The sequence below is a fragment of the Eubacterium uniforme genome (assembly GCF_900167115.1).
In the GTDB taxonomy this organism is placed as follows: Bacteria; Bacillota; Clostridia; order Lachnospirales; family Lachnospiraceae; genus Eubacterium_S; species Eubacterium_S uniforme.
Map to the genome: position 1 here is coordinate 61,899 of NZ_FUXZ01000004.1, position 26,036 is coordinate 87,934.

23 protein-coding genes are annotated in these 26,036 nt (G+C 31.2%); 2 read left to right on the plus strand and 21 right to left on the minus strand.

Annotation, left to right across the window (positions count from 1 at the left end; genetic code table 11):
• Positions 1–113: 113 nt before the first annotated feature.
• The 6 genes from B5D16_RS03225 to B5D16_RS03250 are packed head-to-tail and all read right to left on the minus strand — an operon-like array spanning position 114 to position 5,967.
• On the minus strand, positions 114–419 hold the full coding sequence (locus tag B5D16_RS03225) for a YerC/YecD family TrpR-related protein (protein WP_078765536.1): 306 nt from the start codon (positions 417–419) through the stop codon (positions 114–116).
• A 10-nt stretch (positions 420–429) separates the two neighbouring features.
• Positions 430–975 carry an NUDIX hydrolase gene (locus tag B5D16_RS03230; RefSeq protein ID WP_078765537.1) on the minus strand — a complete coding sequence of 182 codons (546 nt, stop codon included), beginning with the start codon at positions 973–975 and terminating at the stop codon, positions 430–432.
• A gap of 51 nt (positions 976–1,026) precedes the next feature.
• Positions 1,027–1,917 carry a putative ABC transporter permease gene (locus tag B5D16_RS03235; protein WP_078765538.1) on the minus strand — a complete coding sequence of 297 codons (891 nt, stop codon included), beginning with the start codon at positions 1,915–1,917 and terminating at the stop codon, positions 1,027–1,029.
• 35 nt (positions 1,918–1,952) lie between these two features.
• Positions 1,953–2,834, minus strand: coding sequence for an Hsp33 family molecular chaperone HslO (gene hslO, locus B5D16_RS03240; protein WP_078765539.1), 882 nt, complete (start codon positions 2,832–2,834; stop codon positions 1,953–1,955).
• An 8-nt stretch (positions 2,835–2,842) separates the two neighbouring features.
• A complete protein-coding gene (locus tag B5D16_RS03245; RefSeq protein WP_078765540.1) occupies positions 2,843–5,194 on the minus strand; it encodes a purple acid phosphatase family protein in 2,352 nt (783 codons plus the stop codon).
• 8 nt (positions 5,195–5,202) lie between these two features.
• Positions 5,203–5,967: a class I SAM-dependent DNA methyltransferase gene (locus tag B5D16_RS03250; protein WP_078765541.1), complete on the minus strand. Its 765-nt coding sequence runs from the start codon at positions 5,965–5,967 to the stop codon at positions 5,203–5,205.
• Between the two features lie 162 nt (positions 5,968–6,129).
• Here B5D16_RS03250 and B5D16_RS03255 point away from each other — a divergent pair, with 162 nt between their 5' ends.
• Positions 6,130–7,065 carry a hypothetical protein gene (locus tag B5D16_RS03255; protein ID WP_143405027.1) on the plus strand — a complete coding sequence of 312 codons (936 nt, stop codon included), beginning with the start codon at positions 6,130–6,132 and terminating at the stop codon, positions 7,063–7,065.
• Between the two features lie 44 nt (positions 7,066–7,109).
• Here the strand turns inward: B5D16_RS03255 and glf are convergent, their stop codons facing one another.
• From glf to B5D16_RS03315, 12 genes are all read right to left on the minus strand, one after another.
• Positions 7,110–8,231, minus strand: coding sequence for a UDP-galactopyranose mutase (gene glf, locus B5D16_RS03260; RefSeq protein WP_341465179.1), 1,122 nt, complete (start codon positions 8,229–8,231; stop codon positions 7,110–7,112).
• A gap of 25 nt (positions 8,232–8,256) precedes the next feature.
• On the minus strand, positions 8,257–8,640 hold the full coding sequence (locus B5D16_RS03265) for a DUF2304 domain-containing protein (RefSeq protein WP_078765543.1): 384 nt from the start codon (positions 8,638–8,640) through the stop codon (positions 8,257–8,259).
• A complete protein-coding gene (locus B5D16_RS03270; RefSeq protein WP_078765544.1) occupies positions 8,640–9,347 on the minus strand; it encodes a glycosyltransferase family 2 protein in 708 nt (235 codons plus the stop codon). The genes B5D16_RS03265 and B5D16_RS03270 overlap by 1 nt, the downstream gene beginning before the upstream one ends.
• Entirely contained in the window at positions 9,316–11,259 is a 1,944-nt protein-coding gene (locus B5D16_RS03275; protein WP_078765545.1) for a DUF6020 family protein, read from the minus strand. The genes B5D16_RS03270 and B5D16_RS03275 overlap by 32 nt, the downstream gene beginning before the upstream one ends.
• Positions 11,260–11,295: 36 nt before the next feature.
• Positions 11,296–11,766 (minus strand): GtrA family protein, encoded by a 471-nt coding sequence (locus tag B5D16_RS03280; RefSeq protein ID WP_242942976.1) that lies wholly within the window; start codon positions 11,764–11,766, stop codon positions 11,296–11,298.
• A gap of 23 nt (positions 11,767–11,789) precedes the next feature.
• On the minus strand, positions 11,790–14,357 hold the full coding sequence (locus tag B5D16_RS03285) for a CDP-glycerol:glycerophosphate glycerophosphotransferase (RefSeq protein WP_159444268.1): 2,568 nt from the start codon (positions 14,355–14,357) through the stop codon (positions 11,790–11,792).
• A 110-nt stretch (positions 14,358–14,467) separates the two neighbouring features.
• Complete coding sequence (locus tag B5D16_RS03290) at positions 14,468–15,391, minus strand: glycosyltransferase family 2 protein (RefSeq protein ID WP_078765547.1); 924 nt, start codon at positions 15,389–15,391, stop codon at positions 14,468–14,470.
• A 252-nt stretch (positions 15,392–15,643) separates the two neighbouring features.
• Entirely contained in the window at positions 15,644–16,678 is a 1,035-nt protein-coding gene (locus B5D16_RS03295; RefSeq protein ID WP_078765548.1) for an ATP-binding protein, read from the minus strand.
• A gap of 204 nt (positions 16,679–16,882) precedes the next feature.
• Entirely contained in the window at positions 16,883–18,967 is a 2,085-nt protein-coding gene (locus tag B5D16_RS03300) for an ABC transporter permease (protein ID WP_159444269.1), read from the minus strand.
• Positions 18,957–19,721 (minus strand): ABC transporter ATP-binding protein, encoded by a 765-nt coding sequence (locus B5D16_RS03305; protein WP_078765550.1) that lies wholly within the window; start codon positions 19,719–19,721, stop codon positions 18,957–18,959. The genes B5D16_RS03300 and B5D16_RS03305 overlap by 11 nt, the downstream gene beginning before the upstream one ends.
• Positions 19,722–19,894: 173 nt before the next feature.
• Positions 19,895–20,911 carry a sensor histidine kinase gene (locus B5D16_RS03310; RefSeq protein ID WP_078765551.1) on the minus strand — a complete coding sequence of 339 codons (1,017 nt, stop codon included), beginning with the start codon at positions 20,909–20,911 and terminating at the stop codon, positions 19,895–19,897.
• Entirely contained in the window at positions 20,908–21,576 is a 669-nt protein-coding gene (locus B5D16_RS03315; RefSeq protein ID WP_078765552.1) for a response regulator transcription factor, read from the minus strand. The genes B5D16_RS03310 and B5D16_RS03315 overlap by 4 nt, the downstream gene beginning before the upstream one ends.
• Positions 21,577–21,936: 360 nt before the next feature.
• Between B5D16_RS03315 and B5D16_RS03320 the strand changes: the two genes are divergently transcribed.
• Complete coding sequence (locus B5D16_RS03320) at positions 21,937–22,710, plus strand: N-acetylmuramoyl-L-alanine amidase family protein (protein WP_078765553.1); 774 nt, start codon at positions 21,937–21,939, stop codon at positions 22,708–22,710.
• 212 nt (positions 22,711–22,922) lie between these two features.
• On the opposite strand, the gene B5D16_RS03325 is transcribed toward B5D16_RS03320, so the two are convergent.
• The 3 genes from B5D16_RS03325 to B5D16_RS03335 all read right to left on the minus strand — a co-directional run bounded on the left by B5D16_RS03325 (position 22,923) and on the right by B5D16_RS03335 (position 26,029).
• Entirely contained in the window at positions 22,923–23,516 is a 594-nt protein-coding gene (locus tag B5D16_RS03325; RefSeq protein ID WP_078765554.1) for an SEC-C metal-binding domain-containing protein, read from the minus strand.
• A gap of 148 nt (positions 23,517–23,664) precedes the next feature.
• On the minus strand, positions 23,665–24,744 hold the full coding sequence (locus B5D16_RS03330; protein WP_078765555.1) for an acyltransferase family protein: 1,080 nt from the start codon (positions 24,742–24,744) through the stop codon (positions 23,665–23,667).
• A 22-nt stretch (positions 24,745–24,766) separates the two neighbouring features.
• On the minus strand, positions 24,767–26,029 hold the full coding sequence (locus B5D16_RS03335; protein WP_078765556.1) for a hypothetical protein: 1,263 nt from the start codon (positions 26,027–26,029) through the stop codon (positions 24,767–24,769).
• Positions 26,030–26,036: the final 7 nt, after the last annotated feature.

Sequence of the window (26,036 nt, forward strand, 5' to 3'; positions counted from 1 at the left end):
CAAACCTATTTTTTTCTTAATAAAATTCAATTTTTCATACCCACTTTCCAAAAACTGTTCCTATTACAATTTTCTTATTTATACATACTTATAACAACTATACTTTAATCCAATTATTTCTTTGATTTTTCTTTCTTTTTCAATCTTTCAAGAACAATGTCATAACCATCATTTCCATAATTAAGACTTCTATTCACACGACTAATTGTAGCTGTTGATGCACCAGTAAGTTTTACAATTTCAGCATACTTTGCATCATTCTTTAAAAGTTTTGCAACCTCAAATCTCTGTGCGATTGATAAAAGTTCATTAACTGTACATAAATCTTCAAAAAAATCAAAGCATTCCTCTTTGGTTTTTAATGTTAAAATAGCATCTAATAGATGATCAACTTCCTCTGTTCTAATTGACTTACCCATAATTTCTTACCTACCTAATCATATTTTTATATAACATAACCGCATAAGCATTAATAGCTGCAACCGTTTTACTATCCTTAAGTTCACCCTTAAAAATCATATCCTGTAGTTCACTTAATTCATATCTTTCTACATTAATCTCTTCCATTGGATCAAGATGCATTTCACCTTTAGTAAGGTCTGTTGCAAGATATACATCAATGTTTTCATCAAATATAGCAACATTAGTATTTATAGATAGCAAATATTCTATCTTACCTGCCTTATATCCTGTCTCTTCCTCTAACTCTCTTGTTGCACACTCAAGAGTTGGTTCATCAGGAGTATCAAGTTTACCTGCTGGAATTTCTAGTGTAAATCTATCAAGCGCATTTCTATACTGTCTAACCATCAAGATTTTACCTTCATTATCAACTGGAAGAACTGCTGCTGCACCATTATGATGAACAAAGTCCCATACTGCAACTTCTCCACCCACTTCAACCGTATCTGCGTAATAATCAACAACAGCACCCTTATGAATCAATTCTCTTTTTAGTCTTTTTACAGGTTCCATATTAACCTCCATATAAAATTTTAATTTATCACCAAACTAAATCTCACCAATTTAGCTAAACATATTCTTATATTTATCCCATATTTCATTGTACTTATCCCAGAAAGCATTATACTTATCCTTTGTTTTACCAATCTTACGCTTCATGCTAGGGAAAGCCTTAGTAAATCTATGGTTTGTAAATCTCTTGTTGCTAAACAATTCCATGTACTTTGTATAAAGTTCTTCGTACTTCTTCTGAAGTTCCTTTGTCTTCTCAATACCTTCCTTGGTTTTTTCGATACCTTCCTTGGTATATTCAGCAACTCCATCTTTAAATTCATCCATACTCTTTTGTGTTGTAACAACACCTTCAAATATACCTTGAGCCATGCTATCAGAAATACTTCTAAGCTGAGTTGTAAGCATTTCCATACTTTTAAGTTTCATACCAAACTTAACCATATCTCTAACAGTAATTGCTGCATCACATACAAAGGAAATCATGTATATGGCGCATATAATCTTACCAGGAGTATTTGGAATTTTACTAACAAACTTTGCAACACCTGGCTGAATTATTCTCATAATAAATACGCCACCGATTCCCCAACCAATTGAGAACTTAAGGCATACATAACCCATAATATTAAATGGCTTATCAGAATAATCCCACCACTTTGTATTAAATAATTTTTCCAAAACTGCTCCCGTTATAAACTCAAGCACACTAGTAAGCATAAATGATCCAGCAAATAAAATTGGAATATTTTTATTAAATGGTCTTAACGCAAAAATAACGATAACCATTCCAAAACCATATATCGGACATAATGGACCGTTAAGGAATCCTCTATTTGAAAGCTTACCTGTTTCAACAGCAGCGTAAGCTACTTCAACCATCCAGCCCACAACGGCATATATCATAAAGAACCATACATAATCATATAAACTATAATACATATAAACCCTACTCTCTATGTATAAAACTTATATTTCTACTTTAAAATATCCTTACAGATATCCTTAATTTCATCAACGCTAAAACTATAACCACTATTACAGAAGTGACACTTTATCTCGACATCCTTACCCTCACCGATGATATCTTCTATATCCTTCTTAGGAAGAGTTGCCCAAACTTTTGATACCCTCTCTCTACTACAATTACAATAATACTTAGTAGGAACTTTTTCTGTAATATTAATACCCAAATCACCAAGAAGAAATTCTAAGATATCCTCTGCACTCTTACCTTCTTCAAGCATTGAAGTGACTGAAGGTGTATTATTAATCTTTTCCTCTAAGAATGAAATAGTTTCTTCAGTTGCATTAGGCATAACCTGTAATATAAATCCACCAGCTTGCTTAACAGAACCATCCTTATCAACCAAAACACCAAGTGCCACAGCTGATGGAACCTGCTCTGATGTAGCAAAATAATATGTTAAATCCTCAGCAACTTCACTTGTTCCAAGAGGAACAGAACTTGCATAAGGCTCTTTTAATCCTAAATCCTTAATAACTGTAAGTGTACCATAACCAATTGCCGCACCAACATCAAGCTTACCCGCGTAGTTTGGCGGAAGTTCAATCTCAGGATTACCAACATACCCCTTAACATTTCCCTTAGAATCAGCAGTAACAGTTACTCCATTAATTGGACCATCACCCTTCATCTGAAGTGTAAGTACGTCTTCATCACCCTTCATCATAATGCCCATCATGGCACCACCAGTTAAAAGTCTTCCAAGCGCCGCTGTACAAACCTTGCTAAGCCCATGTCTTTCTCTTGCTTCTTCAACTAATTCTTTTGTATTTGCTACAAATGCTCTGATTTGATCATCAGCAGCAGTTGCTCTTAATATATAATCACTCATAACATCCTCTATTTTCTTATTTTTATTAGACGCTTAAGTCTAACCCTACCCTTTTTAGGCAAGATAAACTTAGCCTTCTTATTTATCTTAGCAAATGCCCTCTTACCAATGGACTTTATGGTAGTTGACTTAATCTTAATAAGTTTAAGCTTCTTACAACCATAAAATGCCTTCTTACCAATGGCCGTAACTTTAAAAGAAACACCCTTAAGTTTAACCTTAGCCCTAATAGTAATCTTTTTGCATCTCCTATTAACCGGCTTTAAGTAAGTAACATTACCTCCAGTAATCTTACCATTCTTCTTAACAAGCTTGGTAATTTTATAAAAACCATTTGTCTTTTTATCTTTAATAATCTGATTCTTTTTTAATGTAGAATTCGCAATAGTTTCTGAATTGTTCTTTTTAGTACCAGATACTTTATTACCATTTGCTAAATTCTGCTTGCTTGTCCCCTTACCATCACGCTTATCTACAGCAAATGTATCATAAAGTTTACTTTCATTTATATCCCTATCATATGTATAAGCATCATAGCATAATATACCATCCTTTATTCTAACAACACCATACATAGGAAGTCTAGGTTGAGAGTCGCAACCATTTCCCTTAATAGGATTTATACCAAGATGAATTCGTTCATCTCTCTCACTTGCATCAATAGTATCATAAGCTTTATTTGCACAATAGTTAATTGTAACATAGTGGGTTCCAACAGGTTCAAAATTCATAAACCTATTCTCACCATCATATGAAAAAGACTCTGATAAATCACCAGCATCCGAAAAAGCCTTATAGTCATACTTTGATTCATCACCATCAAAGAAAGGATACGATGCTGAACGTGTATACACATGGTCATGTCCCTGAAGAACAAGATCCACATTATATTTAGCGAATATAGGGCACAAATTATCCCTATAATATTTCACATCATAATTATTCGAATGCTCGCCAGTGGACATAAGCCCCTTATGAATCTGAACAATCTTCCACTTATAATCCTTATATTGTTCTAGAATTCCACGAAGCCAGTCTAACTGCTTCTCAGATTCTGGGTAATATACATTAATATTAGTATTAAGATTTATGAAAAGAACATCATTTCCATAAGTATAAAAATAATTACCACCTGATAAGATGTCTGCATCAGAATCCTTAACATAGTCTGCCCAGTTAATATCAAATCTATCAGCGAATGCATAATCATATGCATCATGATTACCACTTGATGGTGCTATAGGCATATTCATTAATGTATTACTTGCAGTATCAAGTCCCCAAATCCACTCATCCATATTAACATTATCATAAGAGAAATTTGTAAAATCTCCGGAGAATGCAACGAATGAAGCTTCTGGATACTTGCGCTTTCCTTCTCTAAGTACATCGGACCAAACTTCATAACTAACCTTTGCACTTTCCTGACTATCAGTTAAATGCAAAAATGTAAGCCCATCAACATCATTTTTTTCTTTCTCAATAACAAGTGTACCCGTTTCTGAATAGCTACCATCTTCATTAACCACCATATAAAGGTAAGTTGCACCAGGTTTTAAATTTGAAACATGCGCCTTAAAAATATTCCACTTGTTACCATTAACATCTGTTCTTGATGTTACAGATGCATTAATACCTTTTACAATATCCCAATTTATATCATCTTCATTCTTACCTTTAGGTAACTCAACTAATAAAAGCTCAGAACTTTTTATCTTATCATTTGTACTCCAGGTAAATCCACGAGAATAAATATCATCATAATAAGTTACAGATATTCCTCTAGGTTTAACATAAGGATCATACTCTTTAATAAGTCCATTATCCCATGAAGGTAATGTACCAGCTTTATGTATTTCTATTCCACCAATTGTAAATTCATCTCCAACCTTTATGTCCCTACATGTACCTCTAATACGAAAGAGCTTAGGATTCACTGATTTAAAAACTCTGTTAGCATCATCCGGAAGTTCCATAGTAATGTAACCTTCATGATATGAAACAGTCTTTTCTAAATAAATATTTCCATTATCACCTGAGAACATAAACTCTTCATCAGCTAAATCAATACCATCATACTTAATGCTTATATAATCTCCAGCATTATATGTATACCCTGACACATCAGTAAATAACCTATATGTTCCCTTACCATTTAATGATTTATATGTACCGATACCACCTATATAAGAATTCAAAGTGACCCAACTCTTGTTATCATCAATTTTTAATTCTTCAAACTTAGCAAGTCCTTCATACGCTGCTTCAACTCGAATACTTTGGTCATTAACCACCATATTACTCATCATAACAGACGCTGACAAAACCAAACCCAAAGACCAGCTTAAAATCTTTTTCATAATAACCTCTATTTACCACACTCCCTGCATATGACATATATTCTTTCACTATCATTTCTAACTTCATCTCTAGTGAATGCATCATATGCGGTAACAAATTCCATACCAGCAAATTCAATTGCCGTCTTTATCTCATCAAGACTATATGCTCTTTGAAAATGCTCCTCGCTATACTTATCAAATCTGCCATCATCAGCCTTAATAAATACACTTAATCCATAACTATTAATCTTTTCATCCTCATCATAATAGTTATCCCAGATAAAACTCTTATCCTCTCTATCTTCAGCAATAACAGTCTCACCTATTGAAGCATATTTATATTCAGTATTAAGATCAAAAATAAATACTCCCTTAGGATCAAGAAAAACATTAACCAACTTAAAAACAGTAACCAAATCATCAAAATCAGTAATGTAATTCATGCAATCACATATACTAACAACCGCCTTAACAGTTCCATATAAGTCAAGTTCTCTCATATCCTGATTAAGATAGAGTATGCTTCCATCTTCTATTTCCTGTCTATCGCTTTCTTTCTCAATTGCTATATCAAGCATCTCAACAGATGAATCTACACCAATTAAATCATATCCACAATCTCTTAGACGTCTTGTAATCTTACCCGTACCACATCCTAAATCCAGTACCAAGTCCTTATCTTTAACGTCATATTCCTTAAGTAATGAAACTATGTACTCAGTCCAATCATCGTAAGGAACATTATCCATAAACTCATCATAAACCTTAGCAAATGCTGTATATTCGTCCATCATAACCTCATACAATAAATACATCTATCTTAAACGCCTGTAAAACACTTATAGTTACTGTGTTTTATTCGGCATTTAGTTTCACACTTTACAATACTAAAGTATAACATATAAATGTATATATTTCAATATTTGCCAATTTATGATATTATTATATTCGTTATGAGAGAACAATATATAGAAAAACAACTACGAAAAAACTTAATCAAATCATTAGTACTTCCCCTATTATTTTTCGGAGTACTAATTGATGCATTACTTATATTAAATCTTAATGAAGTAAGCAAGCCTGTAAAAGTTGATAATGTTTGGGATTTTTTTACTGAAAATTCTAATGCATCTCTAAAAAACAAATACGTAAAAGTAACGCTTAATAATCTAGAATACACAGGATTTGATCTTACAAAGTCAGGCAAAAGAATTGGTTCTTTTTACTACATGATTAATAATTCAAATTGTATACTCACACTTATAAACACAAGCAGTGATAAAGGTAGCACACATAAAACAATTCCATCAAAAATAAAAAAATACCAACTCACTGGTAAGATTCTTAAATCAAGTAGTTTAAATAATGAACTAATAAATAACATTGCCAAACAGATATCATGGGATTCAAAAAATCTCAAAGATAACATATCCGAATATGTAATAAGCGAACCTGATTATAAAATTTCAAGGGTATATATGCTCGCTTCATTTATTGTAATTTTATTAGTAATAACATTAATATACATAATTTATAAAATCATATTATTAGTTAATCCGCATCTATTGCCAGAATTTAAATTATTAAATAGATACGGTAGCAGAGATATTCATATCCGTACAGCTAACAGAGAACTTTCCAATAAAGTTATTGAACGTTTAGATAACGCATTTATTACTGATAATTACTTTATAGATTTATCAACCTATAAAACTATAATCATCCCTCTTAAAGACATAGATGCATGTAAATATCAAAACAGGCGAAAAAGAAAAAGCACCATTAAGGTTAGAATGTCCCATGGTGATACTTATAAAATCTATGATAGAACATATTCAGATTATAAGAAACTAAAAAACTCTTTAGTGTTAGTATCAACTAACAACTAATCATACATAAAAAACAAGATTCCAAATTGGAATCTTGTTTTTTATTATTTAAGTTCAGAAGAAACACACTCAAGTGCTGCTTCAATTACTTTATCCATATCGTAATACTTATAATGACCAAGTCTGCCACCAAATATTACATTCTCTTCCTTATCCGCAAGTTCTTTATATTTATTATATAAATCACTATTTCTATCATTATTAACTGGATAATATGGTTCAATACCCGGCTTCCATTCTGTTGAATATTCTCTTGAAATAACAGTCTTAGGAATTGAATTTCCATTCTCATCTTTAGCGAATTCAAAATGCTTATGCTCTATAATTCTTGTATAAGGTACTTCTCTTTCAGTATAATTAACAACTGCATTACCCTGGAAGTTTTCCTCATCTAAAATCTCATTTTCAAATCTTACTGTTCGATATTCAAGATTGCCAAGTTTAAACTCAAAATACTCATCAATCATTCCAGTAAATACTATTCTTTCTGCTATATCTGGATGACCTTCTTTAAATTCAAAGAAATCAGTACTTAGTAGCACTTCGCTACCTTCAAGCAATTTCTCCACAATCTGAGTATAACCACCAATTGGGATACCCTGATATCTGTCATTAAAATAATTATTATCGTATGTAAATCTAAGAGGAAGTCTCTTAATAATAAATGAAGGTAAGTCTGTACAAGCTCTTCCCCACTGCTTTTCAGTATAGCCCTTAATCAACTTTTCATAAACATCTCTACCTACTAAAGATAAAGCCTGTTCTTCAAGATTCTTAGGCTCTGTTATAGCAGCTTCCTTTCTCTGTTTTTCAATTATATCTTTAGCTTCTTTTGGAGTCTTAATATTCCATAACTTACTAAAAGTATTCATATTAAATGGTAAGTTATAAAGTTCATCCTTATAAATCGCTACAGGACTATTAATATAATTATTAAAATCAGCAAATTGATTGATATAATCCCAAACAGTTTTATTACTTGTATGGAAAATATGTGCACCGTACTTATGAACATTTATACCCTCGACTTTTTCAGTATAAATGTTACCTGCTATATGGTCTCTCTTATCAATGACAAGGCACTTCTTTCCTTTTTTAGTCGCTTCATGAGCAAATACTGCTCCAAAAAGTCCGGCTCCAACAATTAGATAATCATATTTAATCATCGTTCTTTCCTCCTAAAACATCTACCTATTCGTCTGTTTCTTTAATGTCTTCACCAAAAACCTTTTTCTCTAACTCTCTAATTCTCTTCTCATATAAAGCACACTTCTGTGTAAGTTTTCTATTTCTATCATTTAATTTTGAAACAATTGAAGTAATTGTAATACAAATTAAAATCAAGAAAAATAGTACAAGCGCAAATATACCATTTGTCCACTCTACAACACCCATCTTCTTAAGTGGATATTTTAATACAACCGGGAACAATACAGTAATTAACAACACAAGACCTGTTAAAAGCCATAATAATGTATATTTTAAGTTTAAGCTATCCTTTTTAAGCAAATGAAAAATAAAAACATAATATAATAAAATTGCAATCAATAGAGATATTCTTAAATATTCATTCATTATTTCTTCCTCCCTACAGATACAGTAATCCTTTTCATAACAATTGCTATGGATACCTTAATCATGTAATACAATGATTTAAAGCTCTTAATTGAACTTTCTCCACCTTCACGTTCTCTCATAATAACAGGAACTTCAGATATTCTTGCTCCATTCATAACACCTGTAACAATTGCTTCAGGTTCTGGATAATCCTGAGCATAGTCTTTTGCATATAACTTAGTAAATTCAACATTAGTAGCTCTAAATCCACTTGTTACATCACATACTTTAATACCACAAGATAGTTTGATTAATAAACTTAAAAAATTAATTCCGAATCTTCTAAGTGCTGATGACTGGAATCCCTCCTTATCAATAAATCTTGAGCCTATGCAAATATCAGCCTCGCCATCAACAATAGGCTTAATTAATTTACCAATATATGCAGGATCATGCTGTCCATCACCATCAATCTGAATAGCTATGTCATAACCATTTTCATATGCATATAAATATCCAGACTGAACAGCACCACCAATACCTAAGTTAACTGGCAAATTAATATAATTTGCTCCTATGTTTTCAAGAATATCTTTTGTATTGTCAGTTGAACAATCATTTACAACAAGATAATCTACCTTTGTTTCACACTGTTCCAAGCTTCTAACTACTTTTTCAATATTTTCACTTTCGTTATACGCTGGCACTATCACTAATATTTTCATCTAATACTTTCTCCTCAGTAAGATCTTCTTTCTTGTTTTTAGCTGCCCAAATAACATAACCTGTCATCATAAAGTAAACAGGTGCAGTTAATACTGCTGGATAAGCATATCTCATCATTGTATTAACCGGGCCAGCTATAGCTGTAAGAATCAACAGCATTGTTGGTAACATCATAAAAATCATTTTTTTCTTTTTATTATACACCAATATAGCTATAGAGAATATAATAAGCCATGTATTAAATCCTATACTTTCAAGCATGCCTATTACTGGAATATTTCTATATAAATACGCTAACTGCGTAGATTCTTCTCTAAACGTTTTTGTTTTTTCAATATTAACTAATCCATAAGGTTCTCCCGGAGGTGTAATTTCAACATATGTTAGCCAGTTAGCTCCCTCTGGGAAGAAGTATCCATATGTATTATTCATTGTAGCCTGTACATATGTATCAGGATACTTTACAAGGTACTTAGCCCATAAAGCCATGAAATCAGAGAATTCTTTCTTTGTATGACGTACCTTAAATGTAGACTTAATAGGATCAGAAATTTCAGGTTTATATCTTTCTTTAATCTGATCATAATTAATAATACATCTAATTACATCCTTATCTTCTTCTGTCAAAGCCTCCTCATGTTCAACAACTAATCTTGCTACCTGCTGTAATGGAATTGAATATGCTTCAGCTTCACCACCTGGTGAAATCTTAAGCGCAGGATATACAGCATTTGTTACAACCTCATATAATAAGATTGGTACAAGAAATGGTATAAGTATTTTCTTGTAATACTTTCTATATACAATTAATAATATAATCGCTGATAATAATATAACGTAAAACCCATTATTTCTTAAGAATACCATTATAATAGCAGATAAGCATACTTTAACTAAATTAAATTTCTTTGCAGTAAATGCTTTTATATCCAAAGCCATATCTATAATACATAAAAGATAGATTACCATTGCTGCAGAGAAGTTTGTATCCTTTAATGTTGTAAGTGCAAAATTATTATGAATTGGAACTAATCCATATATTAATAAAAGAGCAATTCTAAGTTTCTTATTAATATTCTTAGCAGCTAACCAATTAATTACATATGATAATACCAATGCAAACATTATGAACTGAAGTAATATAAAGATAAATAAACCAATATATGGTGAACCGAGTTTATTACCAACCTTCATAACAAACACAGCCCAAAGTGTCTGTATAACTGGATTATTATTATTAAGTGTAACTGAAGGATCAATAGGAATTACAACTCTTAAACTATTAGTATCCTTTCCATAATATGTATTTAACATATCAAAGAAATCATAATTTGTAAGTCCTGGAAATGCTGACGCATAATATGGTAACCACATAAGCATTATTAATAATGCTACAACAAAAAGTGATTTTTTATTATTAGTAAACCATGATGTAACTTTAACATCCTTCTTTACGAATGAGAAATTCTCAAACAATATAAATAAAGCAATAATAATATAGTAATATAATATGCCATAACCTATAGTTAAAACTATTGCCTTAACAAAAGCTCTTGCTCCTCCAAAGATTGGATTCCAGCTATTATCTGCTTTAAATGCCATACCAAAAACTTGGAAGAAGGTTAATACTCCTGAAGTAACTACAGCTACTGGCAAAATCTTACTCTGTTTCTCAAGAATATAATAGAATATCATTGCCAATGCAAGAAAAATAACTATGGTATTTGTATTATATCCATTTAAAGATCTTTTAAAATCCCATAATAATCTAAAAATAGGACCTGGTTTTTCAACCTTTGTTTCATTTATAATGTCCTCAATTTTAACAATGGCAATTGATAAATGCATTACCAAAGTCGCTAAAAAGCTACAAATCAAAGCGATTTTAACATGTTTACTATTATAATTCATAAGTAATTGGCTCCTTATTATCTTTCATGGTAGTATTTAGTTTTCTTGTTCAGCTACCTCTTTCTTTCCCTTAAATACAATCAACTTACTAAATACGTAATTTAAGATTGTTACGATTACGCTGACCAAAACCTTAGCCATCATACCTTCTGTTCCAAATAAAGGCATCTTAAATCCTAAGGTATCAACAAGGAATGGAACTCCAACAATTTCCAAAAGTCCTGTAATTATTCTTGCTGATAAAAACAAACCAGCTTCCTTAAAAATGAATGAAAGTTCCCAGTTGTGACTTTCAAACACCCAAATTTTATTTGTAATATAAGCAAATACCACACCAAAAATCCAAGCCAAAGTGTTAGAATAAAATACCTTATGGCTGCAATCTGACAACACTCTTATAAAAACCGCATATGTAACCCAGTTAACAACAGTTGTTGCAACGCCCATAATCAGATACATTATTATTTCTCTATTTTTTTCAAATATTTTCTTGCAGTTCTCTATCATAATTTTCCTCTATTTTTTATACACTAAATAATTCTTCTATTTTCATCTTTATTGATAATCTTAATGTTTGGAAGTGATCTAGCATAAGCTCTCTCTCTTGCCTTTTTCTTAACTGCCTCTAACTGCTTATTATTTGATTTATCTTTTGCAACATAAATCTTTTCATCTTCTTCATTAAGCATACGCTGATATCCAAATATAATATATGTAAGTTTGTCATTATATTCTTCATAATACCACTTGTTCATCAAAGCATGGAAATACTTCTTATTCATAACAAAAATAGTATTTTCAATATCCTGACTATTTACATATTCATCATATTCTTCTTTCTTTTCCTTGATTTCAAGGAGAACACTTATCTTCCACTCACGCTCTCTATTCTTAGCATAATCTTCTACAATAAGTCCATCTTCCTTACCCTTGAATACCAAATCTACTAATTTTCTTGTACAATCTGGTCCATCATATTTAATAAACTTTTCAAAGTACTCATTAGCATCATCATATTTATATGTTAGTATCTCTTCGCTACTAACTGCGTTACATAATGAATCAATATCAAAGAACTGTTTAAATGGTAATGTTCTTGCATCGAAATATGTACCGTGTTCATCCATATATTCATCATAATCATACATGAATAAAACAATAGGTTTTCTAGTAATAGAATAATCAAAGAATATACTTGAATAGTCTGTAATTAATGCATCTGAAGCATTTACAAATTCATAATTTGATACTCCCTCTGGGAATGGCTTAATGAATTTATATACAGAATAATCAACAGCCTCTCCAATATTAGGATGAAGATTTACATATAATAAATGATTATCATCAAGAGCAGCATCTAATTTTTCAAGATTCTCTGTAATATCTTCAATACCCATCTTTCCATAACTATTTGCACCTCTCCATGTAGGCATATAAACATATACCTTCTTATCCTCAAGGCCTAGTTTTTTCTTAACTTCAAGTCCCTTTTCCTTATCAGAAAATACAGTATTTCTTGGATAACCTTCAATTACAGTTTTATATGTAAATAATTTATCCAGGTTATAATCCTTCATAGTACATTCCTTTGTGTACTCATTAGGGAATAATAAATAACTACTCTGCAAAAAGTTATGCTGAATATTAAACATTGACTCAATACCCTTTTTCATGTTCTTACCTAAAGTCTTAAGCGGTGTACCATGCCAAGTATTAATATAAACCTGTTCTGGACGCTTAGTGAATGAAATTGGGAAAGAAACATTATTAACAAGATACTTAGCTGTTGCAAGAATTTCAAAATACTTCTCAACGCCAAGCTGAACCATCTTAACCTTGCTTAAGCCCTCTTCTTCAAGAAGCTTCTTATTTTTCTCCCATGAACTCTCTGTTGATGTAACATAGATTTCATATCCACCTCTCTTATATAATTCCTTCATCATTTCAAAAGGTGAATCTGAAATATTCTTTCCATGGAAAGATTCAAAAATAACTCTATTCTTTACTACCTTTTTAGTTTCAAACATCTTAATGTAGTATCTCTTCATGTCACTACCTGGATGTCTCTTCTTATAATCCCAGTCTCTATAATCCTGAATCCACTTAAGTGGCATCATGGCAACAAATAACCAGTATAGTCTTCTCTTATAGAACCATCTCTTTATGTGTCTATCTTCTGCCAACGTAAAGTAAATATATGAACCAGAATTCTTTCGCCAGTTCTTAAAATGTTTGTTTAACAAGTCAAATGCCTGATTAACAAACTTAATCTGTTCTCTTCTCCACTTATACTTATCAAACTCTTTAAATCTAAGATAAATATGTCTTAAGTTAATTACAACTATCTGATCTCTAAATTCATCAAATAATCCTAATTCCTCAAATCTTTCATCAAGTAATTCTAATGATCTTAACATAAGTGTTTTAGACTTACTGAATGAAGAAGTAATTGAACCTTTTCTTTCTACAATATAGTAATATAATTCTTCATCAACCTTTGAAATTTTATTAGCTGACGCAAGAAGTGGATACATAGTACATATATCCTCATATATATATCCCTTAGGGAAAAGTATTCCTGTTCTATCGAATAATTCTTTTTTAACTAATTTATTCCATGCATACGGTGCATTATTTTCAATAATCTCTGGATGATCATGAATACTACCATCGTATATATGTAAGTTGCCCTTCTGTGCACTCTTCATTGTATTGTTATTTGCATTAACATTAAAGTATGCACAAACAACTATCTCTGCATTCTCTTCGATTGCCTTATTATATAACTTTTCATACATTGTAACTGCAACGAAGTCATCACTATCAACAAATGCTATATATTCACCTTTAGCATACTGCATACCAAAGTTTCTAGCATCTGAAAGTCCACCATTTTCTTTGATATATCCATAAACCTTATTAGGATAATTTTTTACATATTCATCAATAATAACCTGACTGTTGTCCGGTGTTCCATCATTAACAACAATAATTTCAATATCTTCCAAAGTCTGGTTAACAAGTGAATCTAAACACTTTCTAAGATATTGCTCAACATTATAAACTGGTACAATAACACTGACTTTTATATCGCTCACCAATCCATCCTCCTGATAACCTGTTTTTTCTCATCTTTATTCTTTATTCATCTATACCGCTTAAAATCATTTATACCATTATCATTTCCATACTAGTCCAATAATTATGCCTATTTTTCTTCATCATCAGTATATTCAGAAATAATATACTTTGGTCTACCCTTTACTTCATCATAAATCTTGGCAATGTAATATCCAATAATACCTAGACTCACCATAATGATAGAACCTATAAAGCACTGTAAAATAATTACTGTTGTAAAACCAACAGATGCATATCCTGTAATCTTTTGATATAGCGCTATTCCAGTAAGAGCAATCGAAAGAATAAACATTATAACACCAAGAATTGTAACAACCTGAAGTGGAGCAGTTGTAAATGAAGTAATATTAGTAAGTGCGTACTTAATTAAACTCTTAGTACTCCATTTTGATTCTCCAGCTTCTCTTTCTCTAACATCATATTCTACTGAAGTTGTCTTAAATCCAACCCATGATGATAACGCTCTAAAGAATGCATTCTTTTCTCTGATATTTAAAATAACATTAACGGCTTTTCTATCAAGAAGTTTAAAATCCGAAGCCTTTGACATGTCAAATCCAGAAGCAGAACTAATTAAGCTGTAAAAGCTTTTCGCTGCTATGCTATGAAATATGCCTTCCCTACCTCTGCTTGATTTAACACCTTCAATAACTTCATATCCATCTTCCCAGAGTCGATACATCTCAATAATCTTTTCTGGTGGATGCTGAAGGTCACAATCCATAACAACAACACAATCCCCTTTTGATTCTGAAAGACCAGCAAACATTGCTGACTCCTTACCAAAGTTTCTTGAAAAAGATATTCCCCTAATATTGTCATTCTTTTTAGACATTTCCATAATCTTTGTCCAAGTCTCATCCTTAGAACCATCATCTACATAAAGGATTTCATATTCAATTTTATTATCTTCTAAAAGCTTACTAATAACTTCTGAAGACTTATATATCATTTCTCCTTCATTATATGCAGGGAGTATTATTGATAACATATTTGTACTCCTTATAACCCATAACGTTACTAAAAATTCATAGTGCTAGCTTTACACGCACGCACCCGCTTATTATTATATCATAAGATTTTCTATTAATAAACTATAAATATCTACAAACAATATATGTATAATGCCTGTTTTATAAAACAAATACACATAAAAAAACTCCTCTATAAAATATCTTTTGCAGAGGAGTAAAATATATATTATATCCAATTTTTATTTATTAATTTTATTCAAACGCTATTATTAAAAATACTTAACAACCTCATAAAAATGTGGCAATGCTAAAGACACATACCCATACCTAGTTGATTCCATAACCCCTTTATATATGAGTTTATCTCTATACTTAGCAAATGTCCCATTATTCATGGATAATTTCTTACAAATATCACCTGTACTAACTTCATCAACACCAATTGTTTTTACTATATCTCTTTCTTTAGAAGTCAAGGAAGTCCAAATCTTTTTATAAACGAAATCATCTAATAATTCATCAAATTCAGATAAAGCATCTTCTAACTTTCCATCACTGTGATTCCAATAAGCCACGCCTAAAGCCTGGAATGCGAAAGCATAACCCTTTGTTATATTAGCTAACTCATTAGCTTTGTCACCTTCTATTTCAAAAATTTCCTTATACTGTCTTGTGATTTGTAGAATACTAAGTGGTCCTGTTACTATCTTAGGTGAACGCAACAAGAACGTTAATGAAGGATCATTCTGAATCAAATCAATATTCTCTCTTAAACCGGTCATTATAAGAAATACTGGATAATCCTGTCTAATAAATATCTGAAACTGACTAGCAAATACTCTCATATTATCATCATGAACAACTTCATCAATAGTGATTAATACTCTCTTTTTCTTTTTAGACAATTCCTTGAATATTTTTTCTATGATACCAACATAATCCGTATCAACTTTTTCACCATTAACACCTATGCCAAAACCTGCTGCAGATATGTTAAATCCTTTACTTAAAAGTTCAGGTTTAGAATTGCACTCGCTATTTAATCTAATTGCAAAATTAGATAATAAATCCATTGTAGGATTTAAATTAATAACTATCCAATCCTTCTCTTCTTCTAATTTCTTTGCAACAGTTGTCATAAGAACAGTTTTACCACTTCCTCTTATTCCTTCAATAAGAAATGTCTGACTAACTGCATTATCCGCATTAAATGTACTAATTATTCTATCTGTATCTTCATATCTTGCAATCAATTTATTAGGTTGTTTACCAAATGTTATGGTAAATGGGTTCTCTTTTTTCATTTATATTCCTCCTAATCTCTATTTATCTATCATAATTGAATCTTACCATAACTTCTTAATTTTGGCAACTCTTACCATAACTTACCATAACTTGTCCATTTTGTCACAACTTACCATAACTCGCCATAACTTTAAAAAAGCCCCGCAGGAACATTTCTGCTCCCGCAGGACTATTTAATTAAACTATTAGAGGATTATAATCTTTTATATTTCAGATTGTATCATTCTCTTACTTCCAGCGTATGTAGCTATAAAATATCCACCATAAACTACTAATAAAACAACAATAGTTGAAATAATTGTTGGTAACATACTGTACTTACCTACACTAAATACTGCAAGTAACTGAAGTGCAAATTTAATACCAACAACTGAATGAATTATTGCTAAAACTAATGGGAAGAAGAAAAATACTGCTGTCTGCTTAAACAAAGCGCCATTAATCATTTTTTCTTCACAACCAATCTTTCTTAACACTTCAAATCTCATTCTATTATCTGAGCTTTCTGAAAGCTGCTTAAGTGATAATACTGCTGCACTTGAAATAAGAAATACAATACCTACATAAATTGCAATAAATACAACTATCAAAGATACTCCTGAATAACTCTCAATAATATCTGTTCTTGTCATAGATATACTAAATGTTTTTTTCTTATATTTCTTAGAGAATTTATCCATCTTATCAGAAAATTCCTTGCTATATTCAACCTTTTTATCATTAGAACTTGTATCATATTTAGCTACAAGGAATTTCATAGTCTGCTGGTCAAGTTTACAATTATCTGGAACTACTAAGAAACCAACATTAACATTCATACCTAGCATCTGAAGCATACCTTCAATATGTTTTTTATATGCACTCTTATATGTTTTTCCAGCTATAGTAATAGGATTTCCATCTGCCTTTTTCAAAACATTATCCCACATATCCTTAAAATACATCATATCTGCAACAACTGCATACTGATCATCATTAAGTTTAATTTCATTTTCTCCATAATATCTAGCTAATCTGTTGTAATCAGAAAGATACATAGCGTCCATATTTTCAAAGCTCAATCTTATAGCGTCTCCATCTGCCTGAACTTCAGCTTTAGCACCTTCTCCTTTTTCTCCATTTTCACTCTCTGTCATACTTTGCTGCACTTCTTCATCATCAATACAATCAAGAATATTTACACCAGTGGCACAATATACTGATAATTCTTCAGAATTTTTAAATCTATCCTTAGGAAATCCCTGTTCATCAACAACATCTAATAATGATTTATTTTTATACTTCTTTGGAATTCTACCTGTTATGTCAAAGTAAACATCACTCTTTGATAATTCATCAGCATTTTTAATAACTGTATCTCTAAGAGCAAATGATGTTGATAATGCACCAATTGTAAAGAATAACATCAAACAAATAACTGTCATACTTACAACTGTTGTATTAATCTTATTGTTAAGCTGTCTAATAACAAATACATTTACATCCTTGTAATAATATCCCTTAATCTTCTTAGCAACTGTAAGTACCATTCCTGCGAATGACCAAACAAGGAAGAATGTAGATGCAGCACCACAAATAATTGCTATAACAACATCTGAAAGTTTTTCAACATTTAAAATCTTATGATATGAGAAAATAAGTACTGCTAAAGCAACTACAAATATTACAACTGAAAGAATAGGATTTCTCATTACAACTCTTTCGTTTTTCTTCTCAGCGTGAAGAAGATTAATTAATTTATATCTCGAAATTGAGAACATGCTAAAGATAAATACAATTGCATAAATAATTACAAATAAAACAATTGTCTTCTGGCAAGCCTTAACAGAAAATACAAATTTGTATTTGCCCATGTCGCATTCAAAAAGTTTACCAATTACAACGCTCATAAGCTGTGATCCAAATGCACCTCCAAAAAGACCAACGCCAAGTGAAATAACACCAACGCTAACCATTTCAAAGAAGATTTCACCAATGAGTTCTAATCTCTTCATACCAAGAATCATGTATAAACCGAATTCTTTCTTTCTACGGTTAATAAGGAATCTATTTGCGTATACAATTAAAAGACCAAATATAACAGCAACAAACTTAGAAATGTAATCCATGATTTTTACTAATGTCTGAAGCATTTCCTTTTTTGAAGTTGTAAGTTTCATGTATGCTGTCTGACTATCCATAGAATTAAACATATAAAAAAGTGCTACAGCAACAACCAAAGTCATAAAATATATAGCGTAATCTTTTACACTTTTTCTTAAATTCTTAATCGCAAGTTTAAATAACATCTGAAGCTTCACCTCCAAGTACTGACTGAACATCTATAATACGAGAGAAGAATTCCTTTCTGTCTCCCTTTTTAGTTAGTTCATTAAAAATCTTACCATCCTTGATAAAAATAATTCTATCTGCGTAACTAGCAGTAAATGCATCATGTGTTACCATTAAGATAGTAGCATTTTGAGACTTATTAAGTTCCTCTAAGCTAACAAGAAGTGAACGAGCTGACTTTGAATCAAGAGCACCTGTTGGCTCATCTGCAAGAATCAAACTTGGTTTTGAAACCACGGCTCTACTTGCTGCAACTCTCTGCTTCTGTCCACCAGACATCTGGTATGGATATTTATCTAAAACTTCTGAAATACCTAATTTACCTGCAACATCCTCAATCTTTTTATCGATCTCAGTTTTTTTAGTTTTCTTAATTGATAATGCAAGAGCAATGTTTTCTCTTGCTGTAAGTGTATCAAGCAAATTAAAGTCCTGGAAGATAAAACCAAGTTCATCTCTTCTAAACTTATTAAGCTTACTGCTTGATAACTTTGTAATGTTTGTACCATCAACAATAATATCTCCGGCTGTTACTCTGTCAATTGTTGAAATACAGTTAAGCAAAGTAGTTTTACCCGAACCACTAGCTCCCATAATTCCAATAAACTCTCCCTCATTAACGGAAAAACTAATATTATCAACAGCTCGTGTAATATTAGATTTATTACCATATACCTTTACCACATCTTTAACTTCTAAAACTTTTTTCATGTCTTCCTCCTTTAACAGTTAATAAATACATACTAGCCTTCAATATTCTCTTTATAAATTACTTACCTCTTTTTCTATTCCCATAAATTTTTTCATGTCTTTCTTATTTACACCCATAGTATATAATATTTTAATATTACAAACCATCGATTAATAATACATAAACCTTACACTTATGTAAGGTTTACTAAACTACTCTCAGGGAACACTAATGATACCTTCGTTCCTTTACCTTCCTCTGATTCTACTATTATATTATGTTCCAATTTATCACATAACTTTTTTGCAAGATATAAGCCAATACCTGTTGACTTCTTACCCATCATTCTTCCGTTAGTACCAGTAAATCCTTTTTCAAAGACCCTCTCTAATTCATCTTCAGAAATACCAATACCATTATCTTCTATTGTAAGAATTATATTCTCCTTACCCTTATGCGATGTAATCTTAATAACAGATTCTTCCTTATCCATGTATTTAATACTATTACCAATAATCTGATTTAGTATAAACGAAAGCCACTTACCATCAGTTCTAACTTCAATATCAAGATTACTCAAATCAACCTTAACTCTTGATGATATTAAAGCATTCTTATTCTTTCTAATAATTTCAGAAACAACATCAGAAAGAAGTGTCTTTCTAATTATATAATCTTTTTCAACTGTATTACTTCTAGCATAGAAAAGCGCCTGATCTACATAGTCCTCAACACTATCAAGTTCGTTACTAATACGCTTAGTAAACTCATTTTTATTATTATCACTAATAAGTTTAGCCGTTGCGATTGGAATCTTTATTTCATGAATCCATAATTCAATGTATTCCTTATACTCTTTCTGACTATTTTCATACTTTGCAACATTTTCAAATCTAGATTTCTCAGTTTTACGAAGAATATCCTGAAACATTTCACCTTCAACAAATGAAGCCCTATCCATAACTTCATTGATTAAATATTTATCATCTAAATCATCAAGCTGTTTTGTAACCTTATCAAAATATCTTTTTTTCAAAATGTACTCTATGGTAATTCCCAAGAAAAACGCAATAAAAATTGCCACTAATATATATATTCTTATATACATTTCCAAATCATATATTAATAGAAAAATTTCAACTGTAACTAACGCAAAAGCGATAAGGCCAATAGTTATAGCCTTATCCCTTAAAAAACTTTTAAAACTCATCGTATTATATAACCCTCCCCTCTCTTAGTTAAAATAACATCAGCAAGACCTAAATCCTTAAGTTTATTACGAACTCTTGTTATATTAACGGTTAAGGTATTATCATCAACAAAATCATTATTATCCCAAAGGAAATCCATCAAATCATCTCTTGAAACTATTTCACTTCTATGTTTCAAAAGGTATTCTAAAATCTTTCTTTCATTCTTTGTAAGTTCTATTTCCCTGTCTCCTCTTTTAATATAACCTTCCTTTGTATTAAGAGCAAAATCTCCTGCATCTATAAGAACGTTTTCTTCCTTTCTACCGCTTCTTTTTAATACCATACCAATATGCGCTAAAAGTATATGCGTATTAAACGGCTTTGTAACATAGTCATCAGCGCCATTACCTATACTAATAAGTTCATCAATATCTGTATCCTTACTTGTAACCATAATAATTGGAATTGAGGAAACCTTTCTAACTTCCTTTAAAATATACTCTCCATCATAAAATGGAAGATTAATATCTAATAGTACTAAATCTGCACCACTATTTAAAACAATATCTATACTTTTTGAAAAATCAGTCACCTCTTCGACTTCATATCCATTATTTCTTAAAAATAATGCCAATTCTTCTCTTAACCCCTTATCATCTTCAAGTATTATAATTTTTTCCATGTTTAACTCCTTATCTATTCAATATTTTAAATTACTTAATTTTCCCTATGTTTAATTAAACTATTAAACACTTTCTTATCTTCTTTCCCAAATCACTTCTAAATTTTACCATATATTATTTTAAATATCTATGTCAAAATTCTTACATTTTTGTCACTTTGACATAGCTTTTAACTTACACATATCAACATTTTATATAAATCCCTGTGTTTATTTACATCTTACAACTTTCTTAAGAATCAGAATTTCACTTGCACTTGAAAGTTTGAATAATATATTATATAATCACATGGACTTAATCATGGTCAGTTTGCATACACTGCATGGTTAAATATATAAACATATGAAGAGAGGGACACTATGAAAATCACATTTGGAATGGTGGCTAAAAGATTTTTACTAGCCGCTGCACTAATGACTACATCCTGCCTACTTGTAACTGGATTCACATATATATCCGGAGATAAAAAATTAAATATCGGCAGTAAGAAAAGTAGTGAAAAAGAAACTGAAAAAGAAAAAAAATCAGGCTATGACCCAAGCACATCTCAATACGAAGATATGAGTGCTTACACAATTTGCCTTGATCCTGCTGCAGGCGGAAATGATGAAGGCAATTCAGAAGAATCACGTGCTGAAAAAGATGACAACTTAACACTAGCTAAGAAAGTTAAAGACATTCTTGTAAATGAGATGAACTTCAAAGTTGAAATGACTAGAACATCTGACGAAGACGTATCTGATGAAGACAGAGTTGCTAAAGCGAATGATAATAACTGCAATGCATTAATTTCCCTTTCAAGAGGAAGTTACATTAATGCAAATTATTCAAAAGGTTTTGAAAATTATATCTTCCATGAAGAACCAGCTAACTCACTTGCACTTTCAAGTTACATCATGGAAAAATTAAATGAAACTGGTGCAATGCTTTCAGGTTCAACCATGAAAGGTAAACCTGGTAACAAGTCAGAAGATTACTACACAAACAAAGCTTCTAAAATGGCAAGTGTAGTTGTTCTTACAGGATATGTAACATCTGATGAAGATAACGAAGCATTTGATAATAATACAGATGCAATTGCTACTGCAATCGCAGAAGGAATATATAATTACTTTAAAAACGGTGTTAAATAAATTGGAAATATAAAGAGATGTTCTTTTGAACATCTCTTTTTTTTACAATTAACCAAACTTAATATCCTTAACTTAATAATCACCGAAACCGCTTTGCTTGTTTCGGGATTGTATCACGGTCGTCAAATGCTAGGAAGCAAGCTTCCTGCACTTTCCTCGTCGTGTAAACAAAAAACCCTTGCAAGATAATCTTACAAGGGTTAATAATCTAATTACTTACCGCAACAGAATTTATACTTTTTACCACTTCCACATGGACAAGGATCATTACGTCCAACTTTCTTTTCCTTAACGATTGTATGTGAAAGTTTCTGTTCTTTGTAAAGAACTTTTCTTCTATCAGCATCAATGATGGCATCCCACTGTGGTAATTCATATAACCAGTTAGCTTCAGCTTCAACCATGTTCTTATAAAGAAGTTCTGGTTCAAAAGCAAGTGAAACTTCTGTATCTTCTTCCATAGTTTCGATTGGGTTAGGTGTCTTTAATGAATCATTAATACCATCTAAGAAACCTACCATAAGAAGTAATTCAACTTCATATTTCTCTGCTAATTCCTTAACTGTGCCCTTTACTTCCTCTTCAGGTTTTTCAAGGAGCTGTTCATATATACCTTTTTCAAACTGGAAGTATGTCTGCCAGAATGCTTCCTGCTGATCCTTTGTCATGCTTTCTCTTGAATATGCAAGATATCTCCATGTCTGTAAAAGATTAGCTTTCTGCTCTTCCTTACCTTCTTCTTTTACTTCTTCTGTAGCTTCTACTACTTCCTCAACAACTTCGTCTTTTTTATCTTTACCAGCCATTTTTAAAATCCTTTCTATATTTCATAATATAAATTGATGTCTCTTCTCTGTAATCCAACAAACCTCACAAAGAAGATTTTACCAAAAAAATCCTAAAATGTCTACAATGACAAATACTCTCAACTATTTGTCATTGCAAGAATAATTATTACTTTTTATCAGCATTTGGTGCGCTCATAATCACATTAAATAAATTAGCCAAAGGCTTAATACTTAACAGCAACTGAACCGCCAAACTTAATCCCATCACTAATAACAATGCAAGTTTCTGATGCTTCATTCCAGCAAATACTTTATCCCATCTTGCGCCTTCCATTAAAATAATAATAAACACATAATGAACAGCAAATACGGATAATGTTCTTCCTCCAAGTGTTGTAATAAATGGAATGCGAACATTTGGAATAATAGAGAAAAATGCAACCACTATTATAAATACAACGATGTAATAAATTAGTCTGTATAACCATCCATAGTTAGTCATGCTACTACCAACTATCTTCTCTGTAAATGTATCAGCATATGTTTTCTTACCCTTTAAGAAGTATCGATACATAAAAAATAGTGGTTTTATCTTTACATGAACAAATGCAACATATCCAATAAGAATAATAGCCGATGCAATTTTTACATGTGTTTTCTCAATAAATTCCAAAAACTTTTTAGAATCAAAGTAATAACCTAAAACAAAGAATGGTAAAAAGGTTAATACTCTAGGAAGTGCAAGATAATCACCAAGACTTCCATCATAACCTATAACCATACCAAGTACAATTGTACCAATTATAACTTCAACTTTATTATACGGTCTTAAGAATACCATAATAAGGAACATGAAAAACATTGCTAGTGCATACCAAGGAACGCCAGATTCATTAAAGAGTGAAAATCCGCCCTTGCCATACACAAAAAACTTAGCAGCGAATCTTATAAAGCACATTACAAAGTAAAGTCTTAAATAAGAACCAATCCTGTCATATCTCTTATTATCAATTGTCTTTTTTGCAAACAATCCACTAATAAATATAAATGCTGGCATATGGAATGTATAAATTATAAATACACATCTCTCCATATTTCTCAAATTAAAAACATATTTATTAGGAACCGTCTTATTAATGAAATGTCCCAATACAACAAAGAAAATCAAAAAGAACTTTATATTATCCCATTTTGCTATTCTCTGCTTAGCGACTATCTTCTTATTAACATCCTTCTCACTTGTCATCTTATACCTCATTATTCAAGGCTTATTTCTTCTTGCTATTCTTTTTAGCCTTCTTATCGCTTAAAACGTCTTCTTTAAACTTACTCCAAGATTCTTCAGTCCATCCACCAACCTTCTGCCAACTAGCAAGAGGTTTAAGTGTTTTAGCCTTTTCCCAGCCCTTATCCATAAGTTTCTTATATTTAGCATAGGCATTATCCCAAGCTACATATTTTTTATCACCACGTTTATCCTTAACATCAACCTGCTTCTTAATGAAGTTCATAAGGTACTTAGTAGTCTTTTGATTACCAATTGAATTAACATGATCCTTACCATAAAAATCCTTCTTCCAATCAATCTGTAATTCCTTATTAAGACCTTCATTAGTTCCTTTAAACACATCTTCAGTATTCATGTTACATACGCTAAATTTATCATAATCATATTCATTAATCATCTTAATTGACTGATTAATCTGAGTCTGTTCTATCTTAGAAAGCTTACTTGGAAAAGAAACAAATATAGCCTGTAAATCCTTCTTCTTTAAGTAATCTAAAAGATCAGCAAATGCTTCCACCTGATAATCACCAAGTCCTGATGCTTCTTCAGTATAACCGAATTTGTCATCATTTGGTAAAGGCTCTACATCTGCAATTTCGCACATATGCTCAGCAGAATATGTACTCATAGTATCTGATGTACAATCAATAAAATCTTCTCTTTCAAGGTCCTGCCATCTTGAATGATACTTAAGGAATGGAAGATATAATGAAGCTTCATCAATCTCCACACTAGCACCACGCTTTAAAACATTCTCTCTATAATCAGCAATCTTATTATAATATTCATAAGCAGCTTTTGATGTCTCAACCTTATTCTTAGACATAGGCATAATGTCTGTTATACGACGAAGAAATGTTTCACTTGGATAATAAAACATATTTCCTCTCATGCCGTGAAGTTCAATAACAACAAACTTCAAATCCTGAGTCTTTAAAGCTTCTTCAATTATATACTTTGTAAGTGGAATAGGCTGACTTTCAGTAGCAAGTGAGTAAACTGTCATACCACTTTCATTCCATGCAGTAACATCACTCCAACCTCTATGTGCAACACTGTTACCAAGCACAATACCATCAACTGTATTCTTTGGTAAATCATAAAATGTATTGTAATATGGAACATTTGTTACATCAGTAGCCATCTTCATGACGCCTCGTACGCCAAACAAATAATTAAATATAATTGTAAAAATAAGTAGTGAAGCAACAACTTTTATTGCTCTCGATAAATATTTATTCACAACTAAT

Excerpts from the sequence above, each read along its gene's own strand:
- B5D16_RS03225 (WP_078765536.1), bottom strand. The coding sequence starts at position 419 with ATGGGTAAGTCAATTAGAACAGAGGAAGTTGATCATCTATTAGATGCT.
- B5D16_RS03230 (WP_078765537.1), bottom strand. The coding sequence starts at position 975 with ATGGAACCTGTAAAAAGACTAAAAAGAGAATTGATTCATAAGGGTGCT.
- B5D16_RS03235 (WP_078765538.1), bottom strand. The coding sequence starts at position 1,917 with ATGTATTATAGTTTATATGATTATGTATGGTTCTTTATGATATATGCC.
- hslO (WP_078765539.1), bottom strand. The coding sequence starts at position 2,834 with ATGAGTGATTATATATTAAGAGCAACTGCTGCTGATGATCAAATCAGA.
- B5D16_RS03245 (WP_078765540.1), bottom strand. The coding sequence starts at position 5,194 with ATGAAAAAGATTTTAAGCTGGTCTTTGGGTTTGGTTTTGTCAGCGTCT.
- B5D16_RS03250 (WP_078765541.1), bottom strand. The coding sequence starts at position 5,967 with ATGGACGAATATACAGCATTTGCTAAGGTTTATGATGAGTTTATGGAT.
- B5D16_RS03255 (WP_143405027.1), top strand. The coding sequence starts at position 6,130 with ATGAGAGAACAATATATAGAAAAACAACTACGAAAAAACTTAATCAAA.
- glf (WP_341465179.1), bottom strand. The coding sequence starts at position 8,231 with ATGATTAAATATGATTATCTAATTGTTGGAGCCGGACTTTTTGGAGCA.
- B5D16_RS03265 (WP_078765543.1), bottom strand. The coding sequence starts at position 8,640 with ATGAATGAATATTTAAGAATATCTCTATTGATTGCAATTTTATTATAT.
- B5D16_RS03270 (WP_078765544.1), bottom strand. The coding sequence starts at position 9,347 with ATGAAAATATTAGTGATAGTGCCAGCGTATAACGAAAGTGAAAATATT.
- B5D16_RS03275 (WP_078765545.1), bottom strand. The coding sequence starts at position 11,259 with ATGAATTATAATAGTAAACATGTTAAAATCGCTTTGATTTGTAGCTTT.
- B5D16_RS03280 (WP_242942976.1), bottom strand. The coding sequence starts at position 11,766 with ATGATAGAGAACTGCAAGAAAATATTTGAAAAAAATAGAGAAATAATA.
- B5D16_RS03290 (WP_078765547.1), bottom strand. The coding sequence starts at position 15,391 with ATGTTATCAATAATACTCCCTGCATATAATGAAGGAGAAATGATATAT.
- B5D16_RS03295 (WP_078765548.1), bottom strand. The coding sequence starts at position 16,678 with ATGAAAAAAGAGAACCCATTTACCATAACATTTGGTAAACAACCTAAT.
- B5D16_RS03300 (WP_159444269.1), bottom strand. The coding sequence starts at position 18,967 with ATGTTATTTAAACTTGCGATTAAGAATTTAAGAAAAAGTGTAAAAGAT.
- B5D16_RS03305 (WP_078765550.1), bottom strand. The coding sequence starts at position 19,721 with ATGAAAAAAGTTTTAGAAGTTAAAGATGTGGTAAAGGTATATGGTAAT.
- B5D16_RS03310 (WP_078765551.1), bottom strand. The coding sequence starts at position 20,911 with ATGAGTTTTAAAAGTTTTTTAAGGGATAAGGCTATAACTATTGGCCTT.
- B5D16_RS03315 (WP_078765552.1), bottom strand. The coding sequence starts at position 21,576 with ATGGAAAAAATTATAATACTTGAAGATGATAAGGGGTTAAGAGAAGAA.
- B5D16_RS03320 (WP_078765553.1), top strand. The coding sequence starts at position 21,937 with ATGAAAATCACATTTGGAATGGTGGCTAAAAGATTTTTACTAGCCGCT.
- B5D16_RS03325 (WP_078765554.1), bottom strand. The coding sequence starts at position 23,516 with ATGGCTGGTAAAGATAAAAAAGACGAAGTTGTTGAGGAAGTAGTAGAA.
- B5D16_RS03330 (WP_078765555.1), bottom strand. The coding sequence starts at position 24,744 with ATGACAAGTGAGAAGGATGTTAATAAGAAGATAGTCGCTAAGCAGAGA.